Origin of the sequence: Undibacterium sp. Ji22W, assembly GCF_049340305.1 — a bacterium.
In the GTDB taxonomy this organism is placed as follows: Bacteria; Pseudomonadota; Gammaproteobacteria; order Burkholderiales; family Burkholderiaceae_D; genus Undibacterium.
Genome location: NZ_JBMPOU010000004.1, coordinates 124256 through 150052 on the forward strand (window position 1 = coordinate 124256; position 25797 = coordinate 150052).

The window sequence follows — 25797 nt, forward strand, 5'->3', positions numbered from 1 at the left end:
GATGATTGACATTAGATTTTACTGACAGACAAAATATGATTCCCAAAGAACAAATTTCTGGCTTAATTCTCGCAGGTGGACGCGGCATGCGAATGGGGCAAGTGAACAAAGGTTTACAGAATTTCCAAGGCGGAATGATGGTCAGTCACGTATTGCATCGACTATCTCCACAAGTTGCACAGGTTAGTATCAATGTCAATCAAGATGCAGATCAATACAAGTTATTCAACTGCCCATTGATTGCCGATGCAATCCCTGATTATGCTGGTCCTCTCGCAGGATTACATGCTGGCTTATTACAATGTTCTACGCCTTATTTAGTCACCGCGCCCTGTGATTCTCCATTTCTTCCACTGGATTTGGTTAAGCGTCTGGCACACGCATTAGACCAACAAAAAGGACAACTCGCAGTTGCAGTCACGCCAGAAAATTTACATGGCAATATTGTTTGGCAACAGCAACCAGTATTCTGTTTGGTGCAAGCAAGCCTAACAAACGATCTCGAACGTTTTCTCCTAAAAGGTGGCCGTAAGATTAGTGATTGGTATGCGCATCTGCAAGTCGTCGAAGTTACTTTCGACGATGCATTAAGTTTTCGCAATATCAATACACGAGACGAGCTTGAGCAATACAATACAAGTCGAGACTAACTTCCATCATTCGCATCCATGAGTATGTCACCAACCGCTAGCCCAAACAATATGAACGACAACGCGTTTTTGTCTGTCGCACAAGCGCAGCAATTTATACGGGAACAATTAGTTGAAATTTCAGACTTTGACGAAGTCCCACTACGTTTAGCATTAGGTCGCGTGCTAGCCAACGACATCTTGTCGCCAATCAATGTACCTGCGCATGATAATTCAGCCATGGATGGTTTTGCGTTCAATAGCGCGCAATTGATCCCTGGGCAAACACTAAGTTTATCAATCATTGGCGAAGCTTTAGCAGGCCATCCCTATTCCGTTACCGTTCCTGATGGGAATTGCGTGCGCATCATGACCGGTGCGGTGATGCCGGCGTCCTGCGACACGGTTGTACCGCAAGAGCTAGTCACGGCAACACAAAGTGCGATCACTATTCCAGCCAATACCATCGCCGCGGGAGACAACCGTCGCTTATGCGGAGAAGATTTAGAACATGGTAAAACTGCTATAGCGAAGGGCAAGCGTATCAGTCCAGCCGAGCTCGGGCTAATCGCGTCGTTGGGCATCAATACGGTGACAGTCAAGAGAAAACCCAAAATCGCCTATTTCTCTACTGGCGATGAAATTCGCTCACTTGGCGAAAAATTAGACGAAGGCTGTATTTACGACAGTAATCGTTACACAGTCTATGGGATGCTTTCTCGACTAGATTGCGACATCATTGATATGGGCGTCATTGAAGACCATCCAGAGGCATTGGAAATTGCTTTGCGTGAAGCTTGCGGGCAAGCCGATGCGATTATTACCTCTGGTGGAGTATCTGTTGGTGCGGCAGATTACACAAAGCAGGTGATGGCAAAGCTTGGGCAAGTCGCTTTCTGGACCATCGGTATGCGACCCGGTCGGCCAATGACATTTGGTCAAATTCAATCCCACGGGAAATCAGCCTATCTCTTTGGTCTACCAGGTAATCCAGTCGCTGTAATGGTGACTTTTTATTTCTTTGTTAAACAGGCCTTGCAACAATTGAACGGGGAGCGTGCGAACGAAGTAATGCTCATTCCCGCCAGCGCTCGTCATCCGATCCGGAAACGCCGCGGCCGCACAGAATATCAACGTGGAATAGTTAGCCGAAATGCAAAAGGCATGTTAGAAGTCGAAGTAACAGGTTCGCAAGGATCTGGCGTACTACGCTCCATGTCGGAAGCAAATTGTATGATTGTATTAAATGATGAGCGGGACAATATTGCGACGGGTGATCTTGTTGAAATTTTATTGTTTGATGGATTAGTTTAACCCACACAACAGTTTAAGTATTCAAAACATATTAAACTTGGTCCTAAATTGAGAGAATCTGACTTTCTCTTAAGTAAACCAGGCATTCAGATTTATAATTACGTTACGGCAATTATTCAAACTATCTTAGAGCAATGGGACAATTTCACGACGTAAGCTTCAAACCCCATCGCTTATCTGCATCAAAGTTAAGCTTCAGGATCACACAATTTATACAATGTGCTCACTTCGTTGCGGCATTAATTCTGCTGTTTGGAATTTCATTTCAAACAGCAATCGCACAAACTAAAGTCCCCCTATTGTTTGGTGAAAACCGAAATGAGAAAGGAGATCTGTATCCAATCCCAGAGCGCTTTACAAAAATATTTTCTGCAATAGAAAAAGACCTATCAATTCAATTTCAACTCCAAATTTATCCATGGAATCGTGCTGTTAAGATCGCAAGTACAGAAGGTGGATTGATTTTTGGATTAAGCATAACGCCTGAACGTGCTGATATTTTTAGTTTCTCAGACCCAGTGGTCTATCAATATCTATGGTTGATCACCAGATCCGACCGTCAATTTCCTTTTAAAAGCTTACAAGATCTGAAAGGCAAGACGATAGGCGTCGTCAGAGGATCAAAATATGGCGGTGAATTTGATCAGCAAAAAAATATATTGTTCAAGACCGATGACGATATCGATGCGTATGGGACGCGACTTAAAAAATTAAGCAACAAACAAATTGATGCCATTATTTTTGCAAGCCCATTAACCGATGCTAAAGAAGTCGAAAAGATCGTCAATGCAATTAAGATCCCAACGGAAAATGAAACTGCATCTGCAATCCAAGCACGCTTTTCAGTATTACCTGTACCGGTACTGAGGGATGGGATTCGTTTTGCGATCTTGCGCGGGCAAAATGAAAAACTCATAGATGGAATCAACAGCAGCCTAAAGCGATTGAATCCGCCTACAAAAGTCTTTAAGAAAAAAAAGTGAAAGCGCCAGAATTTGAACTTCGTACAATTTTGTACATCTAGCTACAAAATTACGACAGGAAAACGATTTTAGATCTTTCGTCGGCGACCTATACTCCTAGACTTAGCAATCAAGCCAGTCGGAGTGAACTTGAAATTAGTTGTGTTATTACTTTGTGTAGCGTCCATAATCACAGCATGTGGTGGTGATAGTACGACACCAAGTGCGCCCCTCAAAGTTAGTATTTCTGAGGTCAACAGCGATCAATTAGCCTATCGTAAAACCAGTGTAATCACGGTCAAAGGTCAAAATCTGGACGCTGGCATTAACCTTTCACACCTTGGCTGTTCCAAGATTACAGAGTTGACCGGTAGCAGCGCCACTCAAAAAACCTTCAGTTGCAAAATTATTGGCGTGGGTAGCGCTCCCATTGTGATTACAGATGGCGATGGCAAGTCACTTTACGCTAACACCGTCACGATCCCCTTAGCAGTTCAGCCTCAAGTAACGATAACAACAACGCTTGGAAAATTTGTAGTCGAACTCAACCCGGCCAAAGCCCCTATCACGGTTGACAATTTCTTGAATTATGTGGAATCAGGCTTTTACGTGAATAAGATTTTTCACCGCGTCATTAGCGACTTTATGATTCAGGGTGGTGGTTATTCCGCAGATTTGGTACAAGCTGTGACACAGACACCGATTAAGTTGGAAACCGGCAATGGCTTGAGTAACCTCCGTGGCAGTCTTGCTATGGCTCGGACGAGTACTTTAGACTCGGCAACATCACAATTTTTTATCAACGTCGTTGACAATATTTCGCTTGATACGAGCGCAGGAGGCTACGCTGTATTTGGCAAAGTCATCAGTGGCATAGAAGTCGTGGATAAAATTAAAGCGGTTCCGACGGCGTCAAGGGCAGGCTTCAACGATGTCCCGGTCAATAATATTTTCATTAACACGACATTGCAGACACAGTAGTACTTCAATCACGACCTGGGTGCAGTAAGGTTCGATGGTGAATTAGAGACGTTATTTAGAGATTAAACTCCCTCTTGGGGCTGGCTTTCATAGTCAGCCTTTTTTTTGTTCGCAATGAAAAATGATTTGTCTAATTTCCACACAATTGCCCACCAACAGTCGCATTCGCATCACGACATCGCAATCTTCGGAATGTCCTCCGCAAAGCATCTGCAATGATCATGGTTCTCGAACAAAATAGATGAAAATCTTTCCTTATGACCGGAGCATGGTCAAAAGGAAAATGAAAGTCCATAGGTTTGGGTGAGCAACTATGTTAAATTGCTTAGGTTACAAACTGATTTTGAACTGCCCCTATCAAGGCAAAAGGACACATGAATCAATTAATACGAGCATCACTATCATCTCGATTACGAACTAAGCTCTTGATAGTGGGAATATTCGCTAGTGCTAGCTTACTAGTAGCGTGCAATGAAAATTATGCACCGATGGAAACGGTCAAACAAGTCGAACTGAATCGTTATTTGGGTAAATGGTACCAAGTCGCCTATATACCAAATAGTTTTCAATCGATGTGTGTCGCGGATACTCAGGCGGAATATCAACTTGATGATACAGATGTTCGGGTGATCAATCGTTGTCGCACCAAGGACGGTAGCGTAGAACAGGCGAATGGTATTGCGAAATTAGTTGAAAACAGCAATAACGCCAAACTTCGTGTCAGCTTTTTCCGCCCGTTTTATGGCAACTATTGGGTACTCGATTTAGATTCCAATTATCAATGGGTGCTAGTTGGAGAACCTAGCCGCAAATACGGTTGGATTCTTTCGCGCACACCGCAACTCGATTCTGCACTCCAAAAATCAATATTGGACAAAGCGGAAACACTAGGCTATCAACGCAGTCAATTTCAAGTTAGTGCGCAGAGTAATCCCCTTAAATAATTTGTTTGCGTCGCAAACTAAAACGCCCTGAGTAAATCGCATCAGGGCGTTTTTTCATAGGATCACCAAGTAAACTGGCAAGCAATTGCCAACATCACCAAAGCCAATACGAAATAAATCAACTGCAGTGGAATCATCCATTTCGCCCACGTCACCCAAGGAATGCGCGCCAAAGCCAACACGCCAACTGTGATGCCGGAAGTCGGAATCATCGGGGTAGTGAACTCACCAAATTGAAATGCCAGCACCGCGGTTTGACGTGATACACCGACCAGATCTGACAGTGGCGCCATAATAGGCATCGTCAAAGCAGCCTGCCCGCTACCCGAGTGGATAAAGAAATTAATCACCGATTGAATCACAAACATTTTATGCGCCGCAAATACCGGATTCGCAGATTGGACTAGCGGCATCAGGTGAAACAACATGGTATCGATGATATGCGCATCACGCGCCAGAATCATGGTGCCACGTGCTAGGGCGATCACCAATGCAGTCGTGATCAAGTCTTTCGCACCTTGGATAAAAGCATCGACGAATTCATCTGTACTGAGCCTGCCTACAATGCCAACTGCAATTGCCATCACCAAAAACAAGGCAGCGATTTCATTGATGAACCATTCATACTTCACCACGCCGAACACCATCACACCTAAGGTAGCGACAAACATCCATAACACTAATTTATGCGTTTTGGTCATGCCAGCAAATTCAGACAAATGATCACTAGCTTGTTGTTGCCGCCTCTCCTGATCAATTGCGTAGGTCGGGCTTAACTGCGGATTCTTCTTGATGCGTGCCGCGTACCACATCAAAAATGTGATGGTACAAGCGGTCGCGATCACCCAAATTACTAAGCGAAAGCCTATCCCAGAAAAAACCGGCACACTTGCAATTCCCTGTGCAATTCCCACATTAAATGGGTTTAAAAAAGCCGCAGCAAAACCAACTTGTGAACCGACAAAAGGAATCGCAACACCAACGATCGAGTCATATCCCAAGGCCAGCGCCAAAGGAATAAAAATCATCACAAAAGGAATCGCCTCCTCCGCCATACCAAAACTCGCGCCGCCTAAAGAAAATAGTGTGACGAAAACGGGAATGATCATGACCCGCACGAAGGCAGAACGCGTGTGCGCCTGTGCCACTGATTTGATCATGGAGTCGATCGCTTCGGTTTTTTGTAGCACGGCGAAAGCACCACCAACAATCAGGACAAAGCCGATGATCAAAGCCGCTTCTACAAAGCCTTTGATCGGAGCCATCATGAGCTCAACAGGTCCTTGCGGATTGCTGGCAACGTAATGAAACGAGGCTGGATCAATCAGCGTTTTGCCATTCACAAGATGTGTTTCGTATTTACCGCCAGGTACAAACCAGGTGGAGATTGCCAATATCGCCAACAAGGCAAATAACAACACAAAGGTATTCGGCATTCTGATTTTTTTAAACATACAAGTCTCTCTTATTTTTCAGTCATGCTGATTTACATGGACAGCAAATTGCCGCTGCGATATGAAATCGCGCCAGCTACTTTGGCAACCCGCATGCTGTGCTGTGCATAGCGACGTGCAACCCGTGCATACAAGATCCCAGTAACATGAGAAATCATCGGTGTCACTTGGCCTGAAATCGGATCAATCAGATCACCGATAGATTCACCAGCAATGATGGCATCACCGACATTTTTTGTGAATGCCAGAATACCAGCATGTGCTGCGATGATAGGCTCAGAACCTTCTAAAGGCGTGGGCTGACATAAAGCTTCAGGCATCGGCTCAGCTGCAGCTTGTATATGCCCTGCCTGCACAAGAAACTGCACGATGGCATGTGCATCTTGCTGTGCGTAGTCGTGTGCGACATCACTTTCTCCTCGCAGCTCTATAGTCACGGATTGACAGCCTAAAGGTATTGGCGTTGCTACGCCGAATGCCTCGGCTAATTCCCACCAGTGACGCGAACAAGATTCATCAAAAGGATCATCACCGGATAAGACCGACAGCAACAAAGCACGCCCGCCCAAATAGCGCACTAAAGGCATGGTCGCTTCTGCCAAAGGCGTTCCTGTATATAGATGCATTACCGCTTGATTATCACAATGCAAATCAAGCACGATATCAGCGTCAATCGCCAGCGTTTGCAGTGTCTTTTTGAGAGCAGCGGCTTCACTACCTGGCTGCCATTCAGCCAATAGGGCCAAAGCATGTTCACGCACTAACGTGGTATTGGCACTAAGATCTGGACCGAGTTTTCCTAACAATCGTTGCTTCAGCGCAGGCGTTAGATATTGATAACCGCGATTAAAATTGATACCTGTCGCCATATCGAATCGCCCGAACGCACTGCCTTGTATATCCTGCGCCAAACCGATAGGGTTGGCCACTGGCACCAAGACAATTTCACCAGCAATCGCCCCAGCTTGCTCTAAGGCTGAAAAGCTCTGACGTAAATAGTGGCTAACAAGCATGCCAGGAATCTCATCCGCGTGGAGCGATGACTGGATATACACTTTTTTTCCTTGACTGCAACTACCAAAATGGTAGCTCGCAATTTCTCTACTGGTTCCCGCACTGAGCGTCGGCAGAGCATGTTTCACAATACGCATAACAATACTTTCAAAAAAAATTACAAACTCATCTCAATTAATTTTACAAACAGATTGATCCGCATCTACACATACCAATTTCTACACATCCTGTGACTAACATCATTCGATTGCATTATCGATCTCTTTTTTACACCTGCAAACAACAATCAATACAAAACTGTGCTTCTGAACTTTTTTTGACCACACTCAACTGCATTCATTTATGTCTGATTTTTTACACATTCTATCTTTATGAAAAAAATCTGACAATAACTATTGAAATTTATTTTGATTCGTTCTAAAGTGCAGCCATCGACATTGTTTATTTTTTTCAGAAATAGAGAAAATGAAAAAAAACCTGACTTCTACTGAATCGCACTCTCCTGATCTGGTATTTGCCAAATCCAGCTTAGGCGAAAGCTTGATGCAGCAACTCAAGGAAGGCTCATCGTCCTATAAACGAATTGCCGACTATCTATTGCGCAATCAAGTCAAAGTCACCGCATTAGGAATCGAAGACATGGCAGAACAATGCGAAGTCTCTACCGCGACTATCAGCCGCTTTGCTCGCGATTTGGGTTTTACTAACTACGCAGCATTAAAAAATAAAATTGCAGAAACGGTTCAAGAGATTTTTTCGCCGGTTGAAAAATTACGTAACACCATAGAGGCGCGCAAAAGTAATTCATCTCCGGCGAATGCTAGCTTGCAATCGGCAACAGCAAATATCAATGCAGCAAGTCAAGGCATAGAAGATGAGCAAATGAATCAGATCATCACTCGTCTGAGTAAAGCTGGCACTGTGTATATCATGGGCTTTGGTATTAGTTCACATCTGGCTGGCATGCTCGCGTTGCACTTACAGCCCTACTGTAATCGTGTAACCGAAGTAGTAACTTATGGCGGTACCGAGGTGGCAGCGGGCAATCTTGCAAACATCACCGACAAAGACGTGCTAATCGTGATCTCTTTCCCGCGCTACGCTTTAGACGTAATTCGCCTCACCCAATTTGCGCGCAATCACTCCACTTGCATCGTGGCCATTACCGACTCATCCGCATCACCAATCGCGCAACTTGGCGATTACTTATTATTAGCACCTAGTACTCATGCAGTGTTGGCCAGCAGCTCAACTGCAGCTACCGCCGTCATCGAAGCTTTAGTCAGCAGCATCATGGTTTCGAATAAGAAAAACGTCGAGAAAGCGATTCGTTTAACGGAAGCGCTCTCAGGCTATTTACACAATAACGATAACACCACAAGAACCTCGCAACTGGAAAGTCGCAAGCCGAAGAAATAAGTTCCCGCCCCTAACTACTATTTGCAACAAGCACTTTAAAAAGTGCTTGAACGGGATCCCTTTTTCGCAAAATTTTTGCTGCATTATTTTAAAACCTGAGGAGTCAATAAAGATGAGTAATTACAAAGCAGGCACACAGCGCTTCCCCTCTGTGCCGAAGAAAATCACATCAGCAACCTGGTCCGCACTGGGCGCGATGGCAATGCTGAGTATTTCTGCGAATACTGCGTTCGCACAAGAAAAAGCAGCCGAACCGGCAATACAAAAAATTGAAATTACTGGTTCATCCATCAAACGTATCAATGCAGAAACAGCTTTACCCGTGCAAGTTATCAGCCGCATTGAGATCGCAAAAACGGGCGCTACTACGGCAGAGCAATTGCTGACCACCTTGAGTGCTAATACCGGCTACACCCAGGAATCAGCGAGTATCAGTGATAAACCAGGTTCCAGTGGTATGTCTGGTGCTAACTTGCGCGGTTTAGGTGTTTCCTCAACATTGGTACTACTCAATGGTCGTCGTATGGCGGCGTTTGCTTTCGGTGGTGAAGGTACGGATTTAAATTCCATCCCACTCTCAGCAATTGATCGCGTCGAAGTCTTAAAAGATGGCGCCTCCGCTGTCTACGGTGCAGATGCTGTCGGTGGAGTCATTAACTTTATTACCCGCAAAGACTTTAAAGGCTTCGAAGCGAGCGTTAGCGGTATGCGCACAGACGAAGGCGGCGGCGGTGATAAGTCAGTTAGTTTACTAGGTGGTTTTGGTAATCTTGCGAATGATGGTTACAATGTTTTCGCCAGTCTGCAACACAAAAAGAATGATCAGTTACGCACAGCACAGCGTGATTTCGCAGTTAGCGCATGGCGTCCACTTGAGGCGCGCGGTTATCCTGATAACTTCACGTCCGCCAACACCTTCCCTGCTGCGATGTATGCAGTATCTGGCAAAAAATATCTGGGCAATCCTAGTGCGCCAGATTGTGCACCACCATCGAGCATCTTGATCAATGGCGCTTGCCGCTTTGATTATCAGGCTGCTGCTGACGTGTATCCAGAGTCACAAAAAACTAATTTAATCACACGCGGCACTTTGGCGATCAATGCAGATCATACGGTCTTTGCAGAATTTACAGCGTCCAAAAATGAAGCGAAATATCGCTTATCACCGACTGGCGTGAACGGTAATCAAGGTACTGGTAGTAGCGCCTGGACTTATCCGGCAGGCGGCCCATTCTATCCTAAAACTTATGTCAATTCTGCCGGACAAACTGTCGCGACTGACGGCAAACCGTTTAACGTTCGTATGCGCATGACACCAGGTGGCGCACGTACCAATGGCCAAGAATCTGAACAACAACGTCTGTTATTAGGTGCTGAAGGCGTCATCGCTGGCTGGGATTACAACACCGCATTTGCCCATTCTATATCTGAAAATACGCAAACTTTGACTAACGGTTACTACGACAAAGCGAAACTACTGGCCGCTTTCAAAACCGGAAAAATCAATCCATTCGGTGCACAATCACAAGAAGGACAAGCTTTACTAGATTCAGCAGAGCGTAATATCGATGGTCGCAAAGGCAAATCCACTACTGACGTATTCGATGCACGCTTTACTCGTGAAATCGCCCAACTTGATGCTGGTGCAGTTGGTATGGCAACAGGCATAGAATTCCGTCGCGAAAAACTGGAAGACAATTCTTCTGATGAAATTTTGGCTGGAACGATTTATTCCACTTCAAAATCACGTCGTGTCTCTGAATCTCGCGATGTAAAAGCGATCTTCGCTGAATTTGATGTGCCACTTGCCAAAGACCTGAGCGCACAAATGGCTTTACGCCATGACTCATACGGCGGCAATATCGGTAGCTCAACCAATCCTAAAGTAGCATTGCGTTACCAGCCAAGTAAGGATTTCTTATTCCGCATTTCTTTCGGCACCGGTTTCCGCGCACCGACAATGAAGGATCTTGATCCGTCAGCAGTTGAAACATCGACAGGTGGATTGTACTTCGACAGCATAGGCTGTGCAAAATACAATTCACAGTGCTACAGCGATCAGATCCCAACGACAGAAGCAGGCAATCCAAATCTGAAGCCGGAGAAATCTAAGCAATTCTCTATGGGTTTTGTATGGGAACCTTTAGCTGCATTCTCCGCTGCGGTCGATTATTGGAGTGTACGCAAAACGGATGTCATCAAGTTTGCACCAGAAACTTTGATCGACACGGACCCAGCTTTCGTCGAAAAATCTATCACCCGCGATAGCGATGGGTACATCACCAACTGGGCCTTAACAGCACAAAATCAGGGTAAAGAAACCAAGAGTGGTATCGACTTGAATTTAGCGTATCGCTTGAAGTTTGATGACATGGGTAAATTGACGACACGCTTGTCTGGCACTTTAATGACCAAGAGTGAACAGCAATTCTCCGAAAACTCTAAAGTTTTCGACAATCTCGGTAAATGGGGTTTTGAATACGTGACACCAAAATGGCGTCATCGTTTGAGTGCAGATTGGGATATCGGTAACTGGGGCTTCACGGTCGCAAATAGCTTCCAGTTGCATCACGAAGATCAGCAGTTAGATCCTAAAGGTAATCGCCCTACCGTTGCCTCATATAGCTTGTGGGATCTGCAGACCGGATACTATGGTTTCAAAGATATCAAAATCACTGGCGGCATTTTGAATGTATTGAACACGAAACCACCGTTCTCGAATCAGACTTTGACTTACTTTGCTGGTTTTGATTCGACCTATGTTGATCCACGTGGGCGTGCTTTTTATATTCGTTTGAATTACGCCTTTAAATAAAAAACTAAAGACACGAGTACAACTTTCTTGTGCGGCACTTCTCCCGCATTTTGGGGTAGCATCTTTGGATTGCTACCCCTTTTTTTACCGCAGTAATCACGCGCGATAAATAGTTCAGCGTATTTTACTTAACAATATCCCCAACATTTATTTTGGATAATTCATGACACTTTTTGTGGCTTGCTCTTTCTCACGAGTACATCAATATTTAAGCGCTCAAGGCGCACTACTCTTACGCCTGTTGCTTATTTGCCTGAGCTTGCTACCCACAACATCGCAAGCTAGCACTGACTTAAGCAAGGTTCGCGGCTCGTTGCTTATTATCGGTGGCGCATTACGCAATGACAACGCTGTGGTTTGGGAAAGATTGATTGACCAGGCTGGCGGCAAAAACAGCAAAATCGCCATCATCCCAGCCGCATCAGGCAACCCTGATCGGGCTGCCGACTTCGTGGTGCAAACTTTAAAAAAATATGGTGGCAATGCTTTTGTCGTTCCGCTTTCAATTAAGTACGAAACTAAAGATGGCCAGAAAAAAACCTCTCAAATAAATCAAGATCTACACTGGATCAAGCAAATTGAACAGGCCGACGGCGTATACTTTACGGGCGGTGATCAAGCAAAAATTACGCGCGCTTTAGTTAATGAGGATGGCAAACCCAGCGCGATGCTAACTACGATCTGGTCGCTCTATCAACGTGGTGGCATCATCGCCGGTACTAGCGCAGGTGCAGCAATAATGAGTAGTACGATGTTCAATAATGCAAAGAGTGTATTGACGACTTTAAAACTGGGCGTCAATGATGAGAAGGAAATCGCTGCAGGTTTAGGTTTTATCGGTGACGATATTTTTATCGATCAACATTTAATCATTCGTGGTCGTTTTGCTCGTATGTTGCCTGTCATGCTAAAGAAAAATTACAAACTAGGCATAGGCATAGATGAAAATACAGCCTTGCTGGTACGTCCGCAGCGCGATATTGAAGTCATCGGTTACAAAGGTGCCATTCTGATTGACTTTGATACTGTAAAAACAAGTACGTCGCTCCCTGAATTCAATCTGCAAAATGCTCATATTTCGTACATGTCGCATGGTGATCGCTTCGAGCTGCAAAGTAAAAAAATGTTCCCCGCTCCCGACAAGTCTTTAATAACAAGCACGGAATCAGAAGACAGCGATCAAGCAGCTGTTTTCTATCCTAATATTCTGGGTAATTCAGCGGTAGTAGAATTAATGTCCGGACTCGCCGAAAGCTCGCGTCATTCAGCCTTAGGTTTAGCATTTGATACCCACAGCAAAGTCAAACCAGACTTAGGTTATGAATTTACGTTTAGCAAGACGCCAGATACCCAAGCGTATTTCTCCAGTGGTTCAGGTGCAGAGACTTTTACTGTGATGCGACTTCGGTTAGATGTGAGACCAGTCAAAATAGCGCAACCTCTATACGAACTGATCAAGGAAGTGAAACCTCAGTGAGTCCTAGTCAAACAAAAATTGTTCAAATGAGCTCAATTAGAGGAAGTCTTCTGTTGTTTTAATTGACGGTAAAGCAGCGTTTTACACAAGCATGAACTACCATGTTCTGATAAACGATTATCTGCCCTCAGAGCAGCTTTGGAGACATGATGGATATTCAACAATTACCCGCATCAAATCAAATGCAAGGCGAACGAAAAGTCTTACAACTACTCAACAAGTATGCCGAAAGCCACCGAAACCCGCACAATGAGATCATCCATTTCATTTGTGTGCCTGTGATTATGTGGACGGTCTTAGCGCTATTGTGGGCAGTCCATCCATTAGTCGCCGTCGCTGGCAGCGTAATCGCCCTGTTCTATTACTTCAGCTTGTCGGTGGGATTTGCGCTCGGTATGTGCATGATGGCTACGCTTATGTTGAGTGTACTTTGGTGGATGCCGCAGGAACTAGTATTGCGTGTCGCCATCATTGTGTTCGTGATCGCTTGGATTTTTCAATTCATCGGTCACAAGATCGAAGGTAAAAAGCCATCCTTTTTTGAAGATCTGCGTTTCCTACTAATTGGACCTTTATTTGTCATCAGCTTTTTGTATCGACGATGGAAGTTGCCTTACTAATCTTCACTGCAACATCCCAATAAAAAACGCCAGTAGGTAACTGGCGTTTTCTATTTAATATTCTAAATCATGCTAGCGCACATTATGACAAGCTCCAAACGTGCTCCAATTTTGCCCAAGCTTGCTGTGCTTTGCCATCTTTCACAGCTGGCTTAAATTTGCATGAAGAGTAGATCTTCACTGCCGCTTTATCTAAAGCTTTGGAACCGCTGGATTGATCTACTTTAGAATCCATAACGCTACCATCAGCACCAACCAATACGGACAACATCACAGTGCCAGTTTCTTCATTCATCAAAGAAGATTTTGGGTAAACAGCTTTTTCACACGTCTGTTTGTCAACCATAGGAACTTCTGCTGCATTTGCTGCAAAAACGGAACTTAACAAAGCCACTGCCAATAAACATTTTTTCATAGTCGGATCACTGTAAAGATTTTGAGATAAGCCCATGAGAACTGTATTGCGAACTAAGACTTGCAAATTGCCACATGGAAACAGCCGACATTCTAAAGATTATTTTTCCACAAGGCAATATGCCTGCACAAAATTTCATCAGTTTTTTCGTGTAAATGTAAATATATTCTCCTGAATAGTATTCCCGAGGCAATAAAAAAGCCGAACATGTCATAAAACATGTTCGGCAAAATCATTACTTGCAGGGTTGCTAGTGAATGATCACATCGGGAAACTTGAGCTTAATTTCATATAGCCACTTATGAATGCATGTGATTGATCATTCATAGCTCGCATTGATATTTACACCTGTGAACGCCTGTTTAGCTTTCAAAGTGATGTAATACCAGGTGCCAGAAGTTGGCATAGCGAATAACACACTTTCGTTATTACCAGCTCTTAAAGACGCAGCGTCATAGGAAGTCGTGCTTGGGTATGAACCCTTCTTCACATACAAATCGACATCTCCTGTGCCACCATTGGTATACAACTTCAGATTTTTTGCACCAGCTGGCAACATGATGTAGGCGTATGCTTGCGAGCTCGATGACAGGTTTCTGATCGAGCAATTTTTACCCAATTGAGAGCTGGAAGAACAAGCAGGTAAAGTCACTACTGGTGGTGTTGGCAAAGGAGGTTCGCCAGCAACCGTCGCTGATTGTGCCCATGAGGCAAATTCTGCATCATATTTTGTACCTATATTGGTCATATAAGTTTGATAGCCCGTATAGTCACCAACGCGGAACTTCGGGATAATCGCATCGATATCACTACGGTGTCTTTCATTCATGAAGCGCACAGCCATATAACCCCAGCGATAGGCGCGAGTCACATAATCTGACATAGAGTAAGTATTCCCAAAAATGGTGCTCAGCTTGTAGGTGCCTGTTTTGGCGACATCAATTGCATCCTGATAGTTATTTTTATGTGACAAATATTCCGCCACACCTTCGATCCACCACACTGTTGGCTGCACTGTGCCAGCACCAAAGTCACCTAACATATCGAAGCGACCATCAAGGTAATGTACATATTCATGTTCTAAATTCCATACTGAAAATGCAGGACGCAACCAAGAAGCTTCGTGTGCGATGAATCGAGCTTGATTATTCACATCAGCTGGGTCGCCTTCCAAATACATTCCGCCATTGTCTGTACTGATACCAAACAATACGCCGGCATATTTGCTGTAGTTGGTATAGTCATCAAACACGACCAATTCCAATGACTTGTTATTGTCATTTGCTACTGGTTGCTGATTCGTCACCAGCATATTGTGGAAGTAGTTCTCTTCAGCACCCAAGATATTGCAGGAATCTTGCAACTGAGTCGTCGTCATATCCTGTGCACGAATTTTGATCGTCGGACTGCAGGTATAGGTGGTTTTCAATACGATATTGGCGAGCTGGGTTTTGAAATTGCATGTCCCATATTCAGCGCAATTCGCACTATCATAATAGTCAACTGCCGTCGCTGCGTTCAACCACAAATCACTATCAGTGCCCGTCATGCTGGAAGTTGCCAACTGATTTTTAACCATCGGCTTCACGCTTGGTAATAAAGTCGGATACTTCATGAAACGAAACGCTTCATTTTCTGCATCATTTAATTGATAAGCGGTGCCGGTGCTCAGCAAAGCAGCTTTGTTATTGACGACAAAATTATTCAACGCAGTCGGATAAGAAACATCTTGAATGATCGTAGCTGCATTGGCACGTCCATGCGCATAAAACATCACTGTCAATGCACCTGTGAATGCACCGGCTGCAGATGATTGCAACAAAGGAGTTACTGCGTTCGGGTTCGCGCTGGTATTTGTAAAGCGCACGATCATATTTTTTACGCTTGGCAAGTAGTAAGCTTCGTCATTCAGATTGGTCACCAATTTGAATACTTCACTGGCTGTATTTCCCCAAGCCGCATTCGAAGCATACAAGGCATTTCCATCTATAAGTTGCTTGATAGGTGCACGCAGATTTGTCAAGATAGACGATGCCGGCGCCGGGATAGTACTGCTGCTAGCGAGGTAGTAACCAGCACGCAAATACAAAGTTAAGTTAACCAAAGCAATATTTGACGCATTATAGCTACTAGCCTCTTGCGCAAAGCGCGCTGCAACGGCGCTCATATTCGCTGCCGAATAAATCGTCGTGCCTTGAGCGGCTCCTAATGAAAATAATCCATAGGTGCATTCTGGATCAGGTAAAGACACCAAGTAGTTCGCTAACGCAGTGCCGCTATAACCAGCCATGGTTGTCATATCTTTGCAAGCGGTTGTTGGTGCTGCAGCCATCACCGCCAAAGTCTTCGCATTAACGCCATTTTTGCTTTGTGCATACAATGCCTGCAAGTCTTTTTTACTTGTTGGCAAATTGAATTTCACCTGATCAGCGCTAGGTGGCATCGCTGAACGCGCATGTGGCATGGGTGCCTGATTTATTTTTTGACTCTCGTGGCTGTGCTTAGGATCGTCAAGAAGACGATCCTTATTTGCAGCCTGACTTACACTGCAAAAGCTAGCGGCAATTAAACCAGCCAGCACTAAGGTCTTGTGTTGGAATGACATTACTATGACTCCTCTATTTGTAGTTATGGGTAACGTCACGGCCGATATTGTCCCGTTACGTCACCCTCTCGTTTTCAACAGCAAAACAAAAATTTAATTTCACCATTGAAGCTTCGTCCTTTCTTCCTTCAGTCGTAACAAAACTTCTCAAGGACTGAAACGGAGAATCTAAGTACATGACCAGACAAGAACTAAAACGGTCATAACGTGAGTTTCCGTTCATCAAAAATTCTTCAACTCCCCTCCCGAAGAGTTGCTTGCGAATTTTCTGGGACGAATTCATCTTATAAATATATTTATTAAATATCAACCATATATTTAAATTTAAGGAGCCGTTAAGGAGATTTAGAGCAAAAAACAGAGGAAATTTTAATTGGCAACGCCAAATCCAAACTTTAAATATATTAAAAACATATAAGTAAAATTAAGTTTGGAATAATGTGGCAAATAAGTGAATTAATTCCAGCAAGAAACATCGATTTAGTGATCTCAAGTTTAAAGAAATTAATTTTGGAGTTCGGCGGAAGCACTCAATCCATAAGGCTCTTGCGAGGTGCAGCCGTCAAACTCATACAGAATCAGGGTTCCAAGCCATGTCGATTAATAACTTTGATCGACATAAAAAAACGGACACACAATTTCTTGCATGTCCGTTTCCAATCTAACAAGAAAAAATAAGCTCGATGGCTTAACTCTTCTCCACTAGTTTATTTATCACTGATTTACTCGTAATCACTCATCGGTACGCACGCACAGAACAAGTTACGGTCACCATAGACGTTGTCAGCACGACCCACTGGTGCCCAGTATTTTTGCTTACGCAATGCTGGTACTGGGAAAGCTGCCACTTCGCGACAGTAAGCGTGATTCCATTCGTTGGCGACCAATACTTCTGCAGTATGTGGTGCGTTTTTGAGTGGATTGTCTTTGGCGTCGAATTCACCGCTGGCGACTTTAGCGATTTCTTCACGGATGACGATCATCGCATCAATGAATCGATCCAACTCAGCTTGGGATTCGCTTTCAGTTGGTTCAATCATCAAAGTACCTGGCACTGGGAAGCTCATCGTCGGTGCATGGAAACCAAAGTCGATCAAACGTTTTGCCACATCTTCATTCGAGATACCAGTGGCATCTGTCAATGGACGCAAATCCAAAATACATTCATGCGCTACCAAGCCATCATGACCTGTGTAGAGCACTGGGTAGTGTGGTGCTAAACGCTTAGCGATGTAGTTCGCTGCCAAAATTGCTGTCTCAGTTGCTGCTTTCAAACCTTCTGCACCCATCATGGCGATGTACATCCATGAGATTGGCAAAATCGATGCTGAACCGAACGGTGCTGCGCTCACTGCTGAGATACCATCTTCACCGCGTACATAACCGGTTGACTTTTGATTCGGCAAGAACTTAGCTAAATGTGCGCCAACCGCGACTGGGCCAACACCTGGACCGCCGCCGCCGTGTGGAATACAGAATGTTTTGTGCAAGTTCAAATGACTAACGTCACCACCGAATTTACCTGGTGCAGCAACACCGACCAATGCATTCATGTTCGCACCGTCGACATACACTTGGCCGCCATGTGCGTGAACGATCTCGCACAAAGTTTGAATGCCTTCTTCAAATACACCGTGTGTTGATGGGTAAGTTACCATCGCGGCTGCCAAATTGGCGCTGTGTTTTTCTGCCTTTGCTTTCAAATCAACCAAATCAACGTTACCGTTGTCATCGCATGCAACCACCACAACTTCCATGCCAACCATCGAAGCAGACGCTGGGTTAGTTCCGTGCGCGGAGGATGGGATCAAGCAGATATTACGATGTGCGTCGCCACGAGATTGATGGTAAGCCTGAATCACCAACAAGCCAGCATATTCGCCTTGAGAACCAGCATTTGGTTGCAGAGAGACTGCATCGTATCCAGTCGCTGCGCACAACATCGCTTCTAACTGATCGATCATTTCGCGGTAACCGATCGTTTGATCGTTCGGTGCGAATGGATGAATATTAGAAAACTCTGGCCATGTCACAGGAATCATTTCGGACGTTGCATTCAACTTCATGGTGCAAGAACCGAGCGGGATCATCGTGCGATCTAACGCCAAATCTTTATCTGCCAAACTGCGCAAGTAACGCAACATTTCGTGTTCTGCGTGGTAGCGGCTGAAAGTTGGATGCGTCAAGTAAGTTGTAGTACGCGCCAAGGCTGCTGGGAATGCATCCGCAACGCTTGCTTCAGTCGCGTCAAAGGCTGGCGCTGTTTTGCCTTGGCCGAAGATAGTCCACAAAGCCTCAATATCGGCGCGAGTTGCGGTTTCATCGATAGAAACGCCAACTTGTGTCGCGCTGATTTGACGCAAGTTATAACCCGCAGCTTGCGCTGCTGCGTGCAATGCTGCTGCATCAGCAACATTGATCGTCAAAGTATCGAAGAAACTGCTGTTAGCGATCGCCACACCCATTTGTTTCAAACCAGCTGCCAATGTGCCAGTCAAACGATGTGTGCGTTGTGCGATTTGTTTCAAACCAGCTGGACCGTGATACACGGCGTACATAGACGCGATTACTGCCAATAAAACCTGCGCTGTACAGATGTTCGATGTCGCTTTTTCGCGGCGAATATGCTGCTCACGTGTTTGCAATGCTAAACGGTAAGCTTGCTTACCTTGTGCATCAACAGTTACGCCCACCAAACGACCTGGCATAGAACGTTTAAACGCGTCTTTGGTACCCATGAAGCCAGCGTGTGGGCCGCCGAAGCCGAGCGGAACACCAAAGCGTTGGCTGTTACCGACGACCACGTCAGCACCCCAAGTGCCTGGTGCTTCGATCAAGGTCAATGCCAGCAAATCTGCAGCAGCGATCACCATAGCGCCTTTAGCATGAATTGCCGTTGCAAATTCACGGTAATCACGGATTTCACCGTCTACGCTTGGATATTGCAAGAGTACGCCGAAGCAGTCGTTTTCTAGAGCTTCGTTTGCTGTCAATGTGCGCACTTCGATGCCCAAAGGCTTAGCACGTGTTTCGATGATTTCACGTGTTTGCGGCAACACATCATGTGCTACGTAAAACACATTGGAATTCGATTTACCAACGCGTTGGATCAAGGTCATCGCTTCGGCAGCGGCTGTACCTTCGTCGAGCATAGACGCGTTCGCGATGTCCATGCCTGTCATATCCATGATGACTTGCTGGAAGTTCAAAATCGCCTCTAAGCGACCTTGAGAAATTTCTGGCTGGTATGGCGTGTAAGCCGTGTACCACGCTGGATTTTCGAAAATATTACGCAAGATCACGCCTGGCGTGTGCGTGTTGTAATAGCCTTGGCCGATGAAAGACTTGAGCACTTTATTTTTGCTCGCCAAAGCTTTCAACGTTGCCAATGCTTCAGTTTCAGATTTCGCTTCTGTGAAATCTGCCAGCGGCAACACATTTTTACGACGGATATTCGCAGGAACAATCGCATCGATCAGAGCGGTACGATCCGCATAGCCCAACACTTTGAGCATAGCAGCTTGTTCTGCTTCAGATGGGCCGATATGACGGGCGATAAAGGCATCATGTGCCTCAAGTTGGGAAAGGCTAGTACGTGTCATGGTAATTTGGGGAGTAGAAAAACAAAAATCAACAATTGGGAGCGGCAGTCCTGTAGGACTCTGACTTAATCCCCTCTCCCGCGAGCGGGAGAGGGTTAGGGTGAGGGAGTATCAGCAAGAATAAATTTGATTCATATGCAATCACGAAAATCAGATTCGCCTCGCATCGGTCTCTTGGACTGTCATCAAATAAACATTGCCCTCACCCCTGCCCCTCTCCCGCTTGCGGGCGAGGGGTAAAAGTCAAAATTTAACCAATATTTTTTTGATAGGCTTCTGCTGACATCAAAGCATCAACATCCGCTGCATTGGCTGGCTTCAATTTGAACAACCATGCATCAAATGCACCAGAATTGATGGAGTCTGGTGCGTCAACGACGGCATCATTGACTGCAACAACTTCACCAGCCACTGGTGCGTACACGTCACCAGCTGCTTTGACAGATTCAATCACGCAGCAATCTTTACCAGCAGCCAATACGGTACCGACTTTTGGTACTTCAACAAAAACGATATCGCCCAATGCATCTTGTGCGAAGTCGGTAATACCAACGGACACTGTGCCGTCAGCTTCAACGCGTACCCATTCGTGGGATTCTGTGTATTTACGATCTGCTGGAACTGTCATGTTTTTCTCCAAAAAATTTAAAAATAATTCAAAATAATTTCTTTTTGTACTTCTGAATAATCAGGGATCGCCAAAAAAATTCAATTATAGAGATGCAGTCCAAGACGTAAACCGGAGCAATACGTCGGTATTGTGAGGATTTACAACGCCGGAATGCGCTCTAGAATTAGATTTGTGGTGACTCCTTAAGCTACAAGAACTTTGCCGTTACGTACGAACGGAAGTTTAACTACAGTTGCTGCTAATTGCTTATCACGAATCTGCACGTGAACTGTGTCGCCGATTGCGACACCCATTGGCAAACGCGCCAGAGCAATCGCTTCTTGCATACTTGGGCTGAAAGTACCGCTGGTGATCTCACCTTCGCCATGTGCTGTGATGATTTTTTGATGTGCGCGCAAAATGCCGCCTTTTTCACGCAGAATCAAGCCTAAGAATTGCGCTGTTTGACCTTGCTCTTGCAAAGCTTTTTTGCCGACGAAGTCACGTTCTGCTACCAGATCGATAGTCCATGCCAATCCAGCATTTAATGGATTAACGGTTTCATCCATATCTTGACCGTACAGATTCATGCCGGCTTCTAAACGCAAAGTATCGCGTGCGCCCAAGCCAGCTGGTTTCACACCCACAGCGACCAAAGCATTCCACAAATCCGTAATGCGCTCTGCTGATACCGCGATTTCAAAACCATCTTCACCTGTATAACCAGTGCGTGCAACCATCACTTCACCGAAGGCTGTGCCATCGACAATCACAGCATTAAATGGTTTCATTTCTGCGCTGGCTGCTTTGGTTTCTGGCAGAACTTCCCATGCTTTAGCACGTGCGTTAGGACCTTGGACTGCGATCAAACCATAGGAGTTCGCACCGTCGCGACGTTGCGTGATCGTGATGCCGGCGTTCGTTGCTGCGTTGTGTGCATTCATCCATGCAACGTCTTTTTCTGCTGTACCAGCATTGACCACCAGACGGAACCAGCTTTCGCTCATGAAGTAGATGATCAAATCGTCGATCACAGTGCCTTCAGGTTTCAGCATCGCTGAATACAGGGCTTTACCCGACACTTGTAATTTATCGACGTTATTAGCAACCAGGCCACGCAAGAAGCTGCGGACGTTCTCGCCTTTGAGATCAACTACACACATATGGGAAACGTCGAACATGCCTACATCGGTACGCACCGCGTGATGTTCTTCGATTTGGGAGCCATAGTTAACTGGCATATCCCATCCACCGAAATCAACCATCTTCGCGCCGGCTGCACGATGTGCTGCGTTCAAGGGAGTTACTTTAAGAGTTGCTTGCGTCATGTGAGAGCCTCAGTACCAATAATGGACAAAAAAGGGACGAAAAAAAACATACGAATCATTACATTCCGTATGCTACCTGGCTACTTTCAATTCAAATCAAAAATAGTCAAAAATCGTTACCCCTCTGTCCTGGTACCTGAGAGATTACGAGTTCCGCATAAAAACGGAGTCTCGTCGCACCTTCGGTGGGTAGTTCAATGTCTGATAATTCAGCACACTGCTACCGCTCTCCAGAGTAGGGGAGTTTTCACACAACCCCGCTGATCGGTCCTTTTGCCTGAGAGTTTGTTGGGTATTAGCCCCTTCGGCGGCGATGTACTCTGTGAGTCACCACTCTCTCCCGATCAAGTGCCGCGATTATAACCCGAAACATCTGGGTGATTTCTTATCGCAGCACTTTTTTTCACATTTTATTGCGTAATAAAGTGTCAATTGTCTTATGCAAATAAGCGTTCAAAAGTCACTTATTGGAGGCAAATTTCCTTTAATTTAATTATCTCACTCCTGCACGCGCTCAGGCTTACCTGCAACACTTTCAGCGGTATGATTCGCTGCGGCACTACCCACCGCCAAAATCGGCTGACGTGGTGGCTCACCCCACATCCCTTTGCCCCTTGCATAGTAAGCATGTAAATAGCCCCAATACACCAGCCCATCGCCACTTCGCGGGTCAAGCAAGTAAAACCCTAAACGACCTAAAGGCTGATTCAAAGGCACATACAATGCTTTGTCTAAAGTCTCTTTGGTCCAAGTATAGCCCGCACGTTTCTCTGGAATTTGTTCTTTCCACTGCCCTTTAATTTGAGCGGTAAAAATTCCCTGGAAAGTATCCTTCGCAATATTGCGTTCAGTTTCGTCGAAATACATCAATGCCTGGTCTTTCGGTCGAGCCGATCCCGGCAATACTTTCAAACCATGCGCCTCCAATATTGGACGTAATTTTTCGGCATAAGCCGGATCAACCAGATAGCCTTGTGGGACAAGAATTTCATCCACCGCTTTGAAGGCAACATAGGCAGGCAAGTCCATCTTGGTACGTGATTTTTCGCCGATGATTTGACCGTTCGCGTCTTTAACTGGATCAACCACGTCAAAACTATAGGTCTCCGCCAAGGTCATTTCAGTGCGCAATGGCAGGCGCGCGTCATTATTTTTCCATTGATCAGCCCAACGAGCTTTTGCGGCTGCTTGCTCACGTTTGACTTGCTCTTTATTTGCGGCTAGCCACCGCAATAATTCCACCACATACAGGCGATTGTCTTCTATACGTTCTTTGTAGCTGCGATACACGTAGGTCTCAACCAGAACACCCAAAGCATATTGCAGCGTCGGATAATTACTAACTAAGTTTGGCGTAGAAAAAGCCGATTCCCAACCGTCAATCTGCTTATCTTTGTTATAGCGGAAATTACCGTAGTCATAGGTCGGCATACCACGCGGCAGCATGGTCGCTCGCACATCCGTCAACATCTTACGATTAAGTCCCTGTAGCGATGCATCGCCACCCGTCGCCCAAGCTGGTTCATAGGTAATATGAAAGCCGTGATAGCTGCCATTGGTCGTGTGTAAATCAAATACCGCCGCCGGTTGAAAATCTTGATACATCGCCAGCATCCAACGTGTATTTGCCGCAGCCGCTTTCATCATGTCGCGATTCAGGTCTATCCCAAAAGCATTTTCACGTGGTCCTACCCCACCGGCTGGATTTGGCTGATGACGACGATTCAAAGGATCTTGCGCATCAGCACCGTCAGCGTTATATGTCGGCAGTGTGACAATTTCTATCGCTTGACGGATTTCTGGATATTTACCTTGAACCAGCTCGCGTAGGATGATTTGTATCGCATCTTTGCCTTCAACCTCGCCAGCATGAATCCCCGCATTAATATACACACGCAAAGGATCTTTGCCTGTCGCGGCCAGACGCCAGGCATTCAAGGGCTGACCAGTCTCCGTGTTACGTGGCCCAATTTTTGGACGATATGAGCTTAGTGACTTATCCTTTATTTGCAATGCCGCCATGAATTGCGCTACATCAGCGACCGTGCTAGTCGTCTGATAATTATTTTGTTCAAAACGCGCTTGCGGCCAATTGTTACCTTTTGGCATCTCCCCCGCTTGCACGATCGAAGCAAATGTGAGCGCCACTCCACAAGCGAGTAAAGAAATTTTCATAGATTTCATTGTTATTCTTTTAGGTTGGTGTGAGACTGCAGTTAAAAATTAAGTGAGACTCCGACTTACTGAATTTATCTCACTCGCATAAAAAAACGACCCGAGCAATCAATAACTCAGGTCGTTTTCTGATCCGTAAATCCGCTAACAGTTCCGCAAATTTATTTACCGGCGTTACGCTGTTTCCAGGCGTCGACGTATTTTGCTGTCTTAGGATTCTTTTCATCCCACTTAGGCGCATCCTTGCTATTCGCAATTTGTTCTATCGCCACTGCCACCGCACGGTTTACTTTCGCCATATTGTCGTAATCGATCTTGTTCGCTTCATCACCTAAACCATGATAATCTGGAAAAGCATAGGCAACACTAATCGTATGCGCTGGTACGCCTTGGTCGGCAATTGCTTGATTATCACTGCGTCCAAAATAGTCGTCGCTATTCTTCGCATGTTTCCACACCTTGATTCCGGTTTTATCGCCAGCTAGTTTAATGATGGCACCGACATCAGAGAAATCAAATCCTGTCACAGCCACAGAAGCAACTTGCGAACCTTCTGAATCATCAGTACGACCAACTTGCTCAATATTAATACCCGCGATCGTTTTCTCTATAGGGAACACAGGATTTTTACCATAGTAACGTGAACCTACCAAGCCTCTTTCTTCACCAAAGAAAGTCATAAAAACAATACTGCGCTTTGGGCGTTCTTTCATTTGCGCGAACACTTTAGCCAGTTCAATCACAGAAACAGTGCCACTCGCATCATCATTGGCGCCATTAAAAATCTTATCGCCTTCTGCATTTGGTTTCATACCTATATGATCGTAATGTGCGGTGACCAAAATATAGGAATCTCTTAATACGGGATCAGAACCTCGCAAAACGCCAATCACATTACGCACAATCACCGGTGGTTGCGGCTCTGCATCAGCGGCTGGCGCGGGCGTGCCAGGTCGACGTGGTAAGTCCCTTTTCAATACATTCCAATCAGCCGTTTGAAAGTAAGAATCATTGACTGCTGGCTCCAAACCGATCACACGAAATTGTGCCGCGATGTATTCAGCAGCTAAGTCCAAACCGCGTGACGGCGTTGCTCGGCCTTCCAATAAATCAGATGCCAAGAAACTTAAATGGCCGCGCATAGAGTCAGCCGAAATGCGGTCCACAGTTACTTGCATGGGTGCAGACAATGCAGGCATTTTTTGTGTGGTACTCACTGCCGTCGTTTGAGCCAATAGATTGCCCGACATCACACATTGAGAAAGCAATGCGATTGAACCAAGCACTTTGAATGCATTCATCATTTTCTTATTCATCTTTTCCACTCGTTTTTAAATTATGAATACCATTTCCAATAAATATAGAAACAGTCCAATTTATAGCAATCGAGAACATCAGAGCTAACAATCGCCAATTAGTTCCCGTTCACGCCA

Annotated in this window: 18 protein-coding genes and 2 riboswitches; of the genes, 9 read left to right on the top strand and 9 right to left on the bottom strand. The window is 45.3% G+C overall.

Annotated features, from left to right (window positions below):
• Nucleotides 1-35: 35 nt before the first annotated feature.
• From mobA to ACO0KW_RS18165, 5 genes are all read left to right on the top strand, one after another.
• The gene (gene mobA / locus ACO0KW_RS18145) at nt 36-650 is read left to right on the top strand and encodes a molybdenum cofactor guanylyltransferase MobA (protein ID WP_423054777.1); all 615 of its coding nucleotides are present in this window, start codon (nt 36-38) and stop codon (nt 648-650) included.
• 18 nt (nt 651-668) lie between these two features.
• Nucleotides 669-1943 (top strand): gephyrin-like molybdotransferase Glp, encoded by a 1275-nt coding sequence (gene glp, locus ACO0KW_RS18150; RefSeq protein WP_423054778.1) that lies wholly within the window; start codon nt 669-671, stop codon nt 1941-1943.
• Nucleotides 1944-2077: 134 nt separating this feature from the next.
• A complete protein-coding gene (locus ACO0KW_RS18155; RefSeq protein ID WP_423054779.1) occupies nt 2078-2926 on the top strand; it encodes a substrate-binding periplasmic protein in 849 nt (282 codons plus the stop codon).
• Nucleotides 2927-3310: 384 nt separating this feature from the next.
• Entirely contained in the window at nt 3311-3886 is a 576-nt protein-coding gene (locus ACO0KW_RS18160) for a peptidylprolyl isomerase (protein WP_423054991.1), read from the top strand.
• 374 nt (nt 3887-4260) lie between these two features.
• Nucleotides 4261-4830, top strand: coding sequence for a lipocalin family protein (locus tag ACO0KW_RS18165; RefSeq protein ID WP_423054780.1), 570 nt, complete (start codon nt 4261-4263; stop codon nt 4828-4830).
• 62 nt (nt 4831-4892) lie between these two features.
• Here ACO0KW_RS18165 and ACO0KW_RS18170 read toward each other — a convergent pair whose 3' ends face one another.
• On the bottom strand, nt 4893-6284 hold the full coding sequence (locus ACO0KW_RS18170; RefSeq protein WP_423054781.1) for a YfcC family protein: 1392 nt from the start codon (nt 6282-6284) through the stop codon (nt 4893-4895).
• Between the two features lie 32 nt (nt 6285-6316).
• A complete protein-coding gene (locus ACO0KW_RS18175; protein WP_423054782.1) occupies nt 6317-7435 on the bottom strand; it encodes a succinylglutamate desuccinylase/aspartoacylase family protein in 1119 nt (372 codons plus the stop codon).
• A 328-nt stretch (nt 7436-7763) separates the two neighbouring features.
• Between ACO0KW_RS18175 and ACO0KW_RS18180 the strand changes: the two genes are divergently transcribed.
• From ACO0KW_RS18180 to ACO0KW_RS18195, 4 genes are all read left to right on the top strand, one after another.
• A complete protein-coding gene (locus ACO0KW_RS18180) occupies nt 7764-8717 on the top strand; it encodes a MurR/RpiR family transcriptional regulator (protein ID WP_423054783.1) in 954 nt (317 codons plus the stop codon).
• 112 nt (nt 8718-8829) lie between these two features.
• Entirely contained in the window at nt 8830-11532 is a 2703-nt protein-coding gene (locus ACO0KW_RS18185; RefSeq protein WP_423054784.1) for a TonB-dependent receptor plug domain-containing protein, read from the top strand.
• Between the two features lie 163 nt (nt 11533-11695).
• Nucleotides 11696-13009, top strand: a complete 1314-nt coding sequence (locus ACO0KW_RS18190) for a cyanophycinase (RefSeq protein ID WP_423054785.1) — start codon at nt 11696-11698, stop codon at nt 13007-13009.
• 146 nt (nt 13010-13155) lie between these two features.
• Nucleotides 13156-13629 carry a DUF962 domain-containing protein gene (locus ACO0KW_RS18195; RefSeq protein WP_423054786.1) on the top strand — a complete coding sequence of 158 codons (474 nt, stop codon included), beginning with the start codon at nt 13156-13158 and terminating at the stop codon, nt 13627-13629.
• A gap of 82 nt (nt 13630-13711) precedes the next feature.
• Here ACO0KW_RS18195 and ACO0KW_RS18200 read toward each other — a convergent pair whose 3' ends face one another.
• The 7 genes from ACO0KW_RS18200 to ACO0KW_RS18230 all read right to left on the bottom strand — a co-directional run bounded on the left by ACO0KW_RS18200 (nt 13712) and on the right by ACO0KW_RS18230 (nt 25680).
• Nucleotides 13712-14044, bottom strand: a complete 333-nt coding sequence (locus ACO0KW_RS18200; RefSeq protein WP_423054787.1) for an energy transducer TonB — start codon at nt 14042-14044, stop codon at nt 13712-13714.
• Nucleotides 14045-14363: 319 nt separating this feature from the next.
• Nucleotides 14364-16649 carry a collagenase gene (locus ACO0KW_RS18205; RefSeq protein ID WP_423054788.1) on the bottom strand — a complete coding sequence of 762 codons (2286 nt, stop codon included), beginning with the start codon at nt 16647-16649 and terminating at the stop codon, nt 14364-14366.
• 722 nt (nt 16650-17371) lie between these two features.
• Nucleotides 17372-20251 carry an aminomethyl-transferring glycine dehydrogenase gene (gene gcvP, locus ACO0KW_RS18210; RefSeq protein ID WP_423054789.1) on the bottom strand — a complete coding sequence of 960 codons (2880 nt, stop codon included), beginning with the start codon at nt 20249-20251 and terminating at the stop codon, nt 17372-17374.
• Nucleotides 20252-20501: 250 nt separating this feature from the next.
• Nucleotides 20502-20879 carry a glycine cleavage system protein GcvH gene (gene gcvH, locus ACO0KW_RS18215; protein WP_315467019.1) on the bottom strand — a complete coding sequence of 126 codons (378 nt, stop codon included), beginning with the start codon at nt 20877-20879 and terminating at the stop codon, nt 20502-20504.
• A gap of 185 nt (nt 20880-21064) precedes the next feature.
• The gene (gcvT, locus tag ACO0KW_RS18220; RefSeq protein WP_423054790.1) at nt 21065-22189 is read right to left on the bottom strand and encodes a glycine cleavage system aminomethyltransferase GcvT; all 1125 of its coding nucleotides are present in this window, start codon (nt 22187-22189) and stop codon (nt 21065-21067) included.
• Nucleotides 22190-22303: 114 nt separating this feature from the next.
• Nucleotides 22304-22433: riboswitch (glycine riboswitch) on the bottom strand.
• A gap of 11 nt (nt 22434-22444) precedes the next feature.
• Nucleotides 22445-22542: riboswitch (glycine riboswitch) on the bottom strand.
• A gap of 145 nt (nt 22543-22687) precedes the next feature.
• Nucleotides 22688-24364 carry a M14 family zinc carboxypeptidase gene (locus ACO0KW_RS18225; protein WP_423054791.1) on the bottom strand — a complete coding sequence of 559 codons (1677 nt, stop codon included), beginning with the start codon at nt 24362-24364 and terminating at the stop codon, nt 22688-22690.
• Between the two features lie 161 nt (nt 24365-24525).
• Nucleotides 24526-25680, bottom strand: a complete 1155-nt coding sequence (locus ACO0KW_RS18230) for a M28 family peptidase (protein ID WP_423054792.1) — start codon at nt 25678-25680, stop codon at nt 24526-24528.
• Nucleotides 25681-25797: the final 117 nt, after the last annotated feature.

Excerpts from the sequence above, each read along its gene's own strand:
- mobA (WP_423054777.1), top strand. The coding sequence starts at position 36 with ATGATTCCCAAAGAACAAATTTCTGGCTTAATTCTCGCAGGTGGACGC.
- glp (WP_423054778.1), top strand. The coding sequence starts at position 669 with ATGAGTATGTCACCAACCGCTAGCCCAAACAATATGAACGACAACGCG.
- ACO0KW_RS18155 (WP_423054779.1), top strand. The coding sequence starts at position 2,078 with ATGGGACAATTTCACGACGTAAGCTTCAAACCCCATCGCTTATCTGCA.
- ACO0KW_RS18165 (WP_423054780.1), top strand. The coding sequence starts at position 4,261 with ATGAATCAATTAATACGAGCATCACTATCATCTCGATTACGAACTAAG.
- ACO0KW_RS18170 (WP_423054781.1), bottom strand. The coding sequence starts at position 6,284 with ATGTTTAAAAAAATCAGAATGCCGAATACCTTTGTGTTGTTATTTGCC.
- ACO0KW_RS18175 (WP_423054782.1), bottom strand. The coding sequence starts at position 7,435 with ATGCGTATTGTGAAACATGCTCTGCCGACGCTCAGTGCGGGAACCAGT.
- ACO0KW_RS18180 (WP_423054783.1), top strand. The coding sequence starts at position 7,764 with ATGAAAAAAAACCTGACTTCTACTGAATCGCACTCTCCTGATCTGGTA.
- ACO0KW_RS18185 (WP_423054784.1), top strand. The coding sequence starts at position 8,830 with ATGAGTAATTACAAAGCAGGCACACAGCGCTTCCCCTCTGTGCCGAAG.
- ACO0KW_RS18190 (WP_423054785.1), top strand. The coding sequence starts at position 11,696 with ATGACACTTTTTGTGGCTTGCTCTTTCTCACGAGTACATCAATATTTA.
- ACO0KW_RS18195 (WP_423054786.1), top strand. The coding sequence starts at position 13,156 with ATGATGGATATTCAACAATTACCCGCATCAAATCAAATGCAAGGCGAA.
- ACO0KW_RS18200 (WP_423054787.1), bottom strand. The coding sequence starts at position 14,044 with ATGAAAAAATGTTTATTGGCAGTGGCTTTGTTAAGTTCCGTTTTTGCA.
- ACO0KW_RS18205 (WP_423054788.1), bottom strand. The coding sequence starts at position 16,649 with ATGTCATTCCAACACAAGACCTTAGTGCTGGCTGGTTTAATTGCCGCT.
- gcvP (WP_423054789.1), bottom strand. The coding sequence starts at position 20,251 with ATGACACGTACTAGCCTTTCCCAACTTGAGGCACATGATGCCTTTATC.
- gcvH (WP_315467019.1), bottom strand. The coding sequence starts at position 20,879 with ATGACAGTTCCAGCAGATCGTAAATACACAGAATCCCACGAATGGGTA.
- gcvT (WP_423054790.1), bottom strand. The coding sequence starts at position 22,189 with ATGACGCAAGCAACTCTTAAAGTAACTCCCTTGAACGCAGCACATCGT.
- ACO0KW_RS18225 (WP_423054791.1), bottom strand. The coding sequence starts at position 24,364 with ATGAAAATTTCTTTACTCGCTTGTGGAGTGGCGCTCACATTTGCTTCG.
- ACO0KW_RS18230 (WP_423054792.1), bottom strand. The coding sequence starts at position 25,680 with ATGAATAAGAAAATGATGAATGCATTCAAAGTGCTTGGTTCAATCGCA.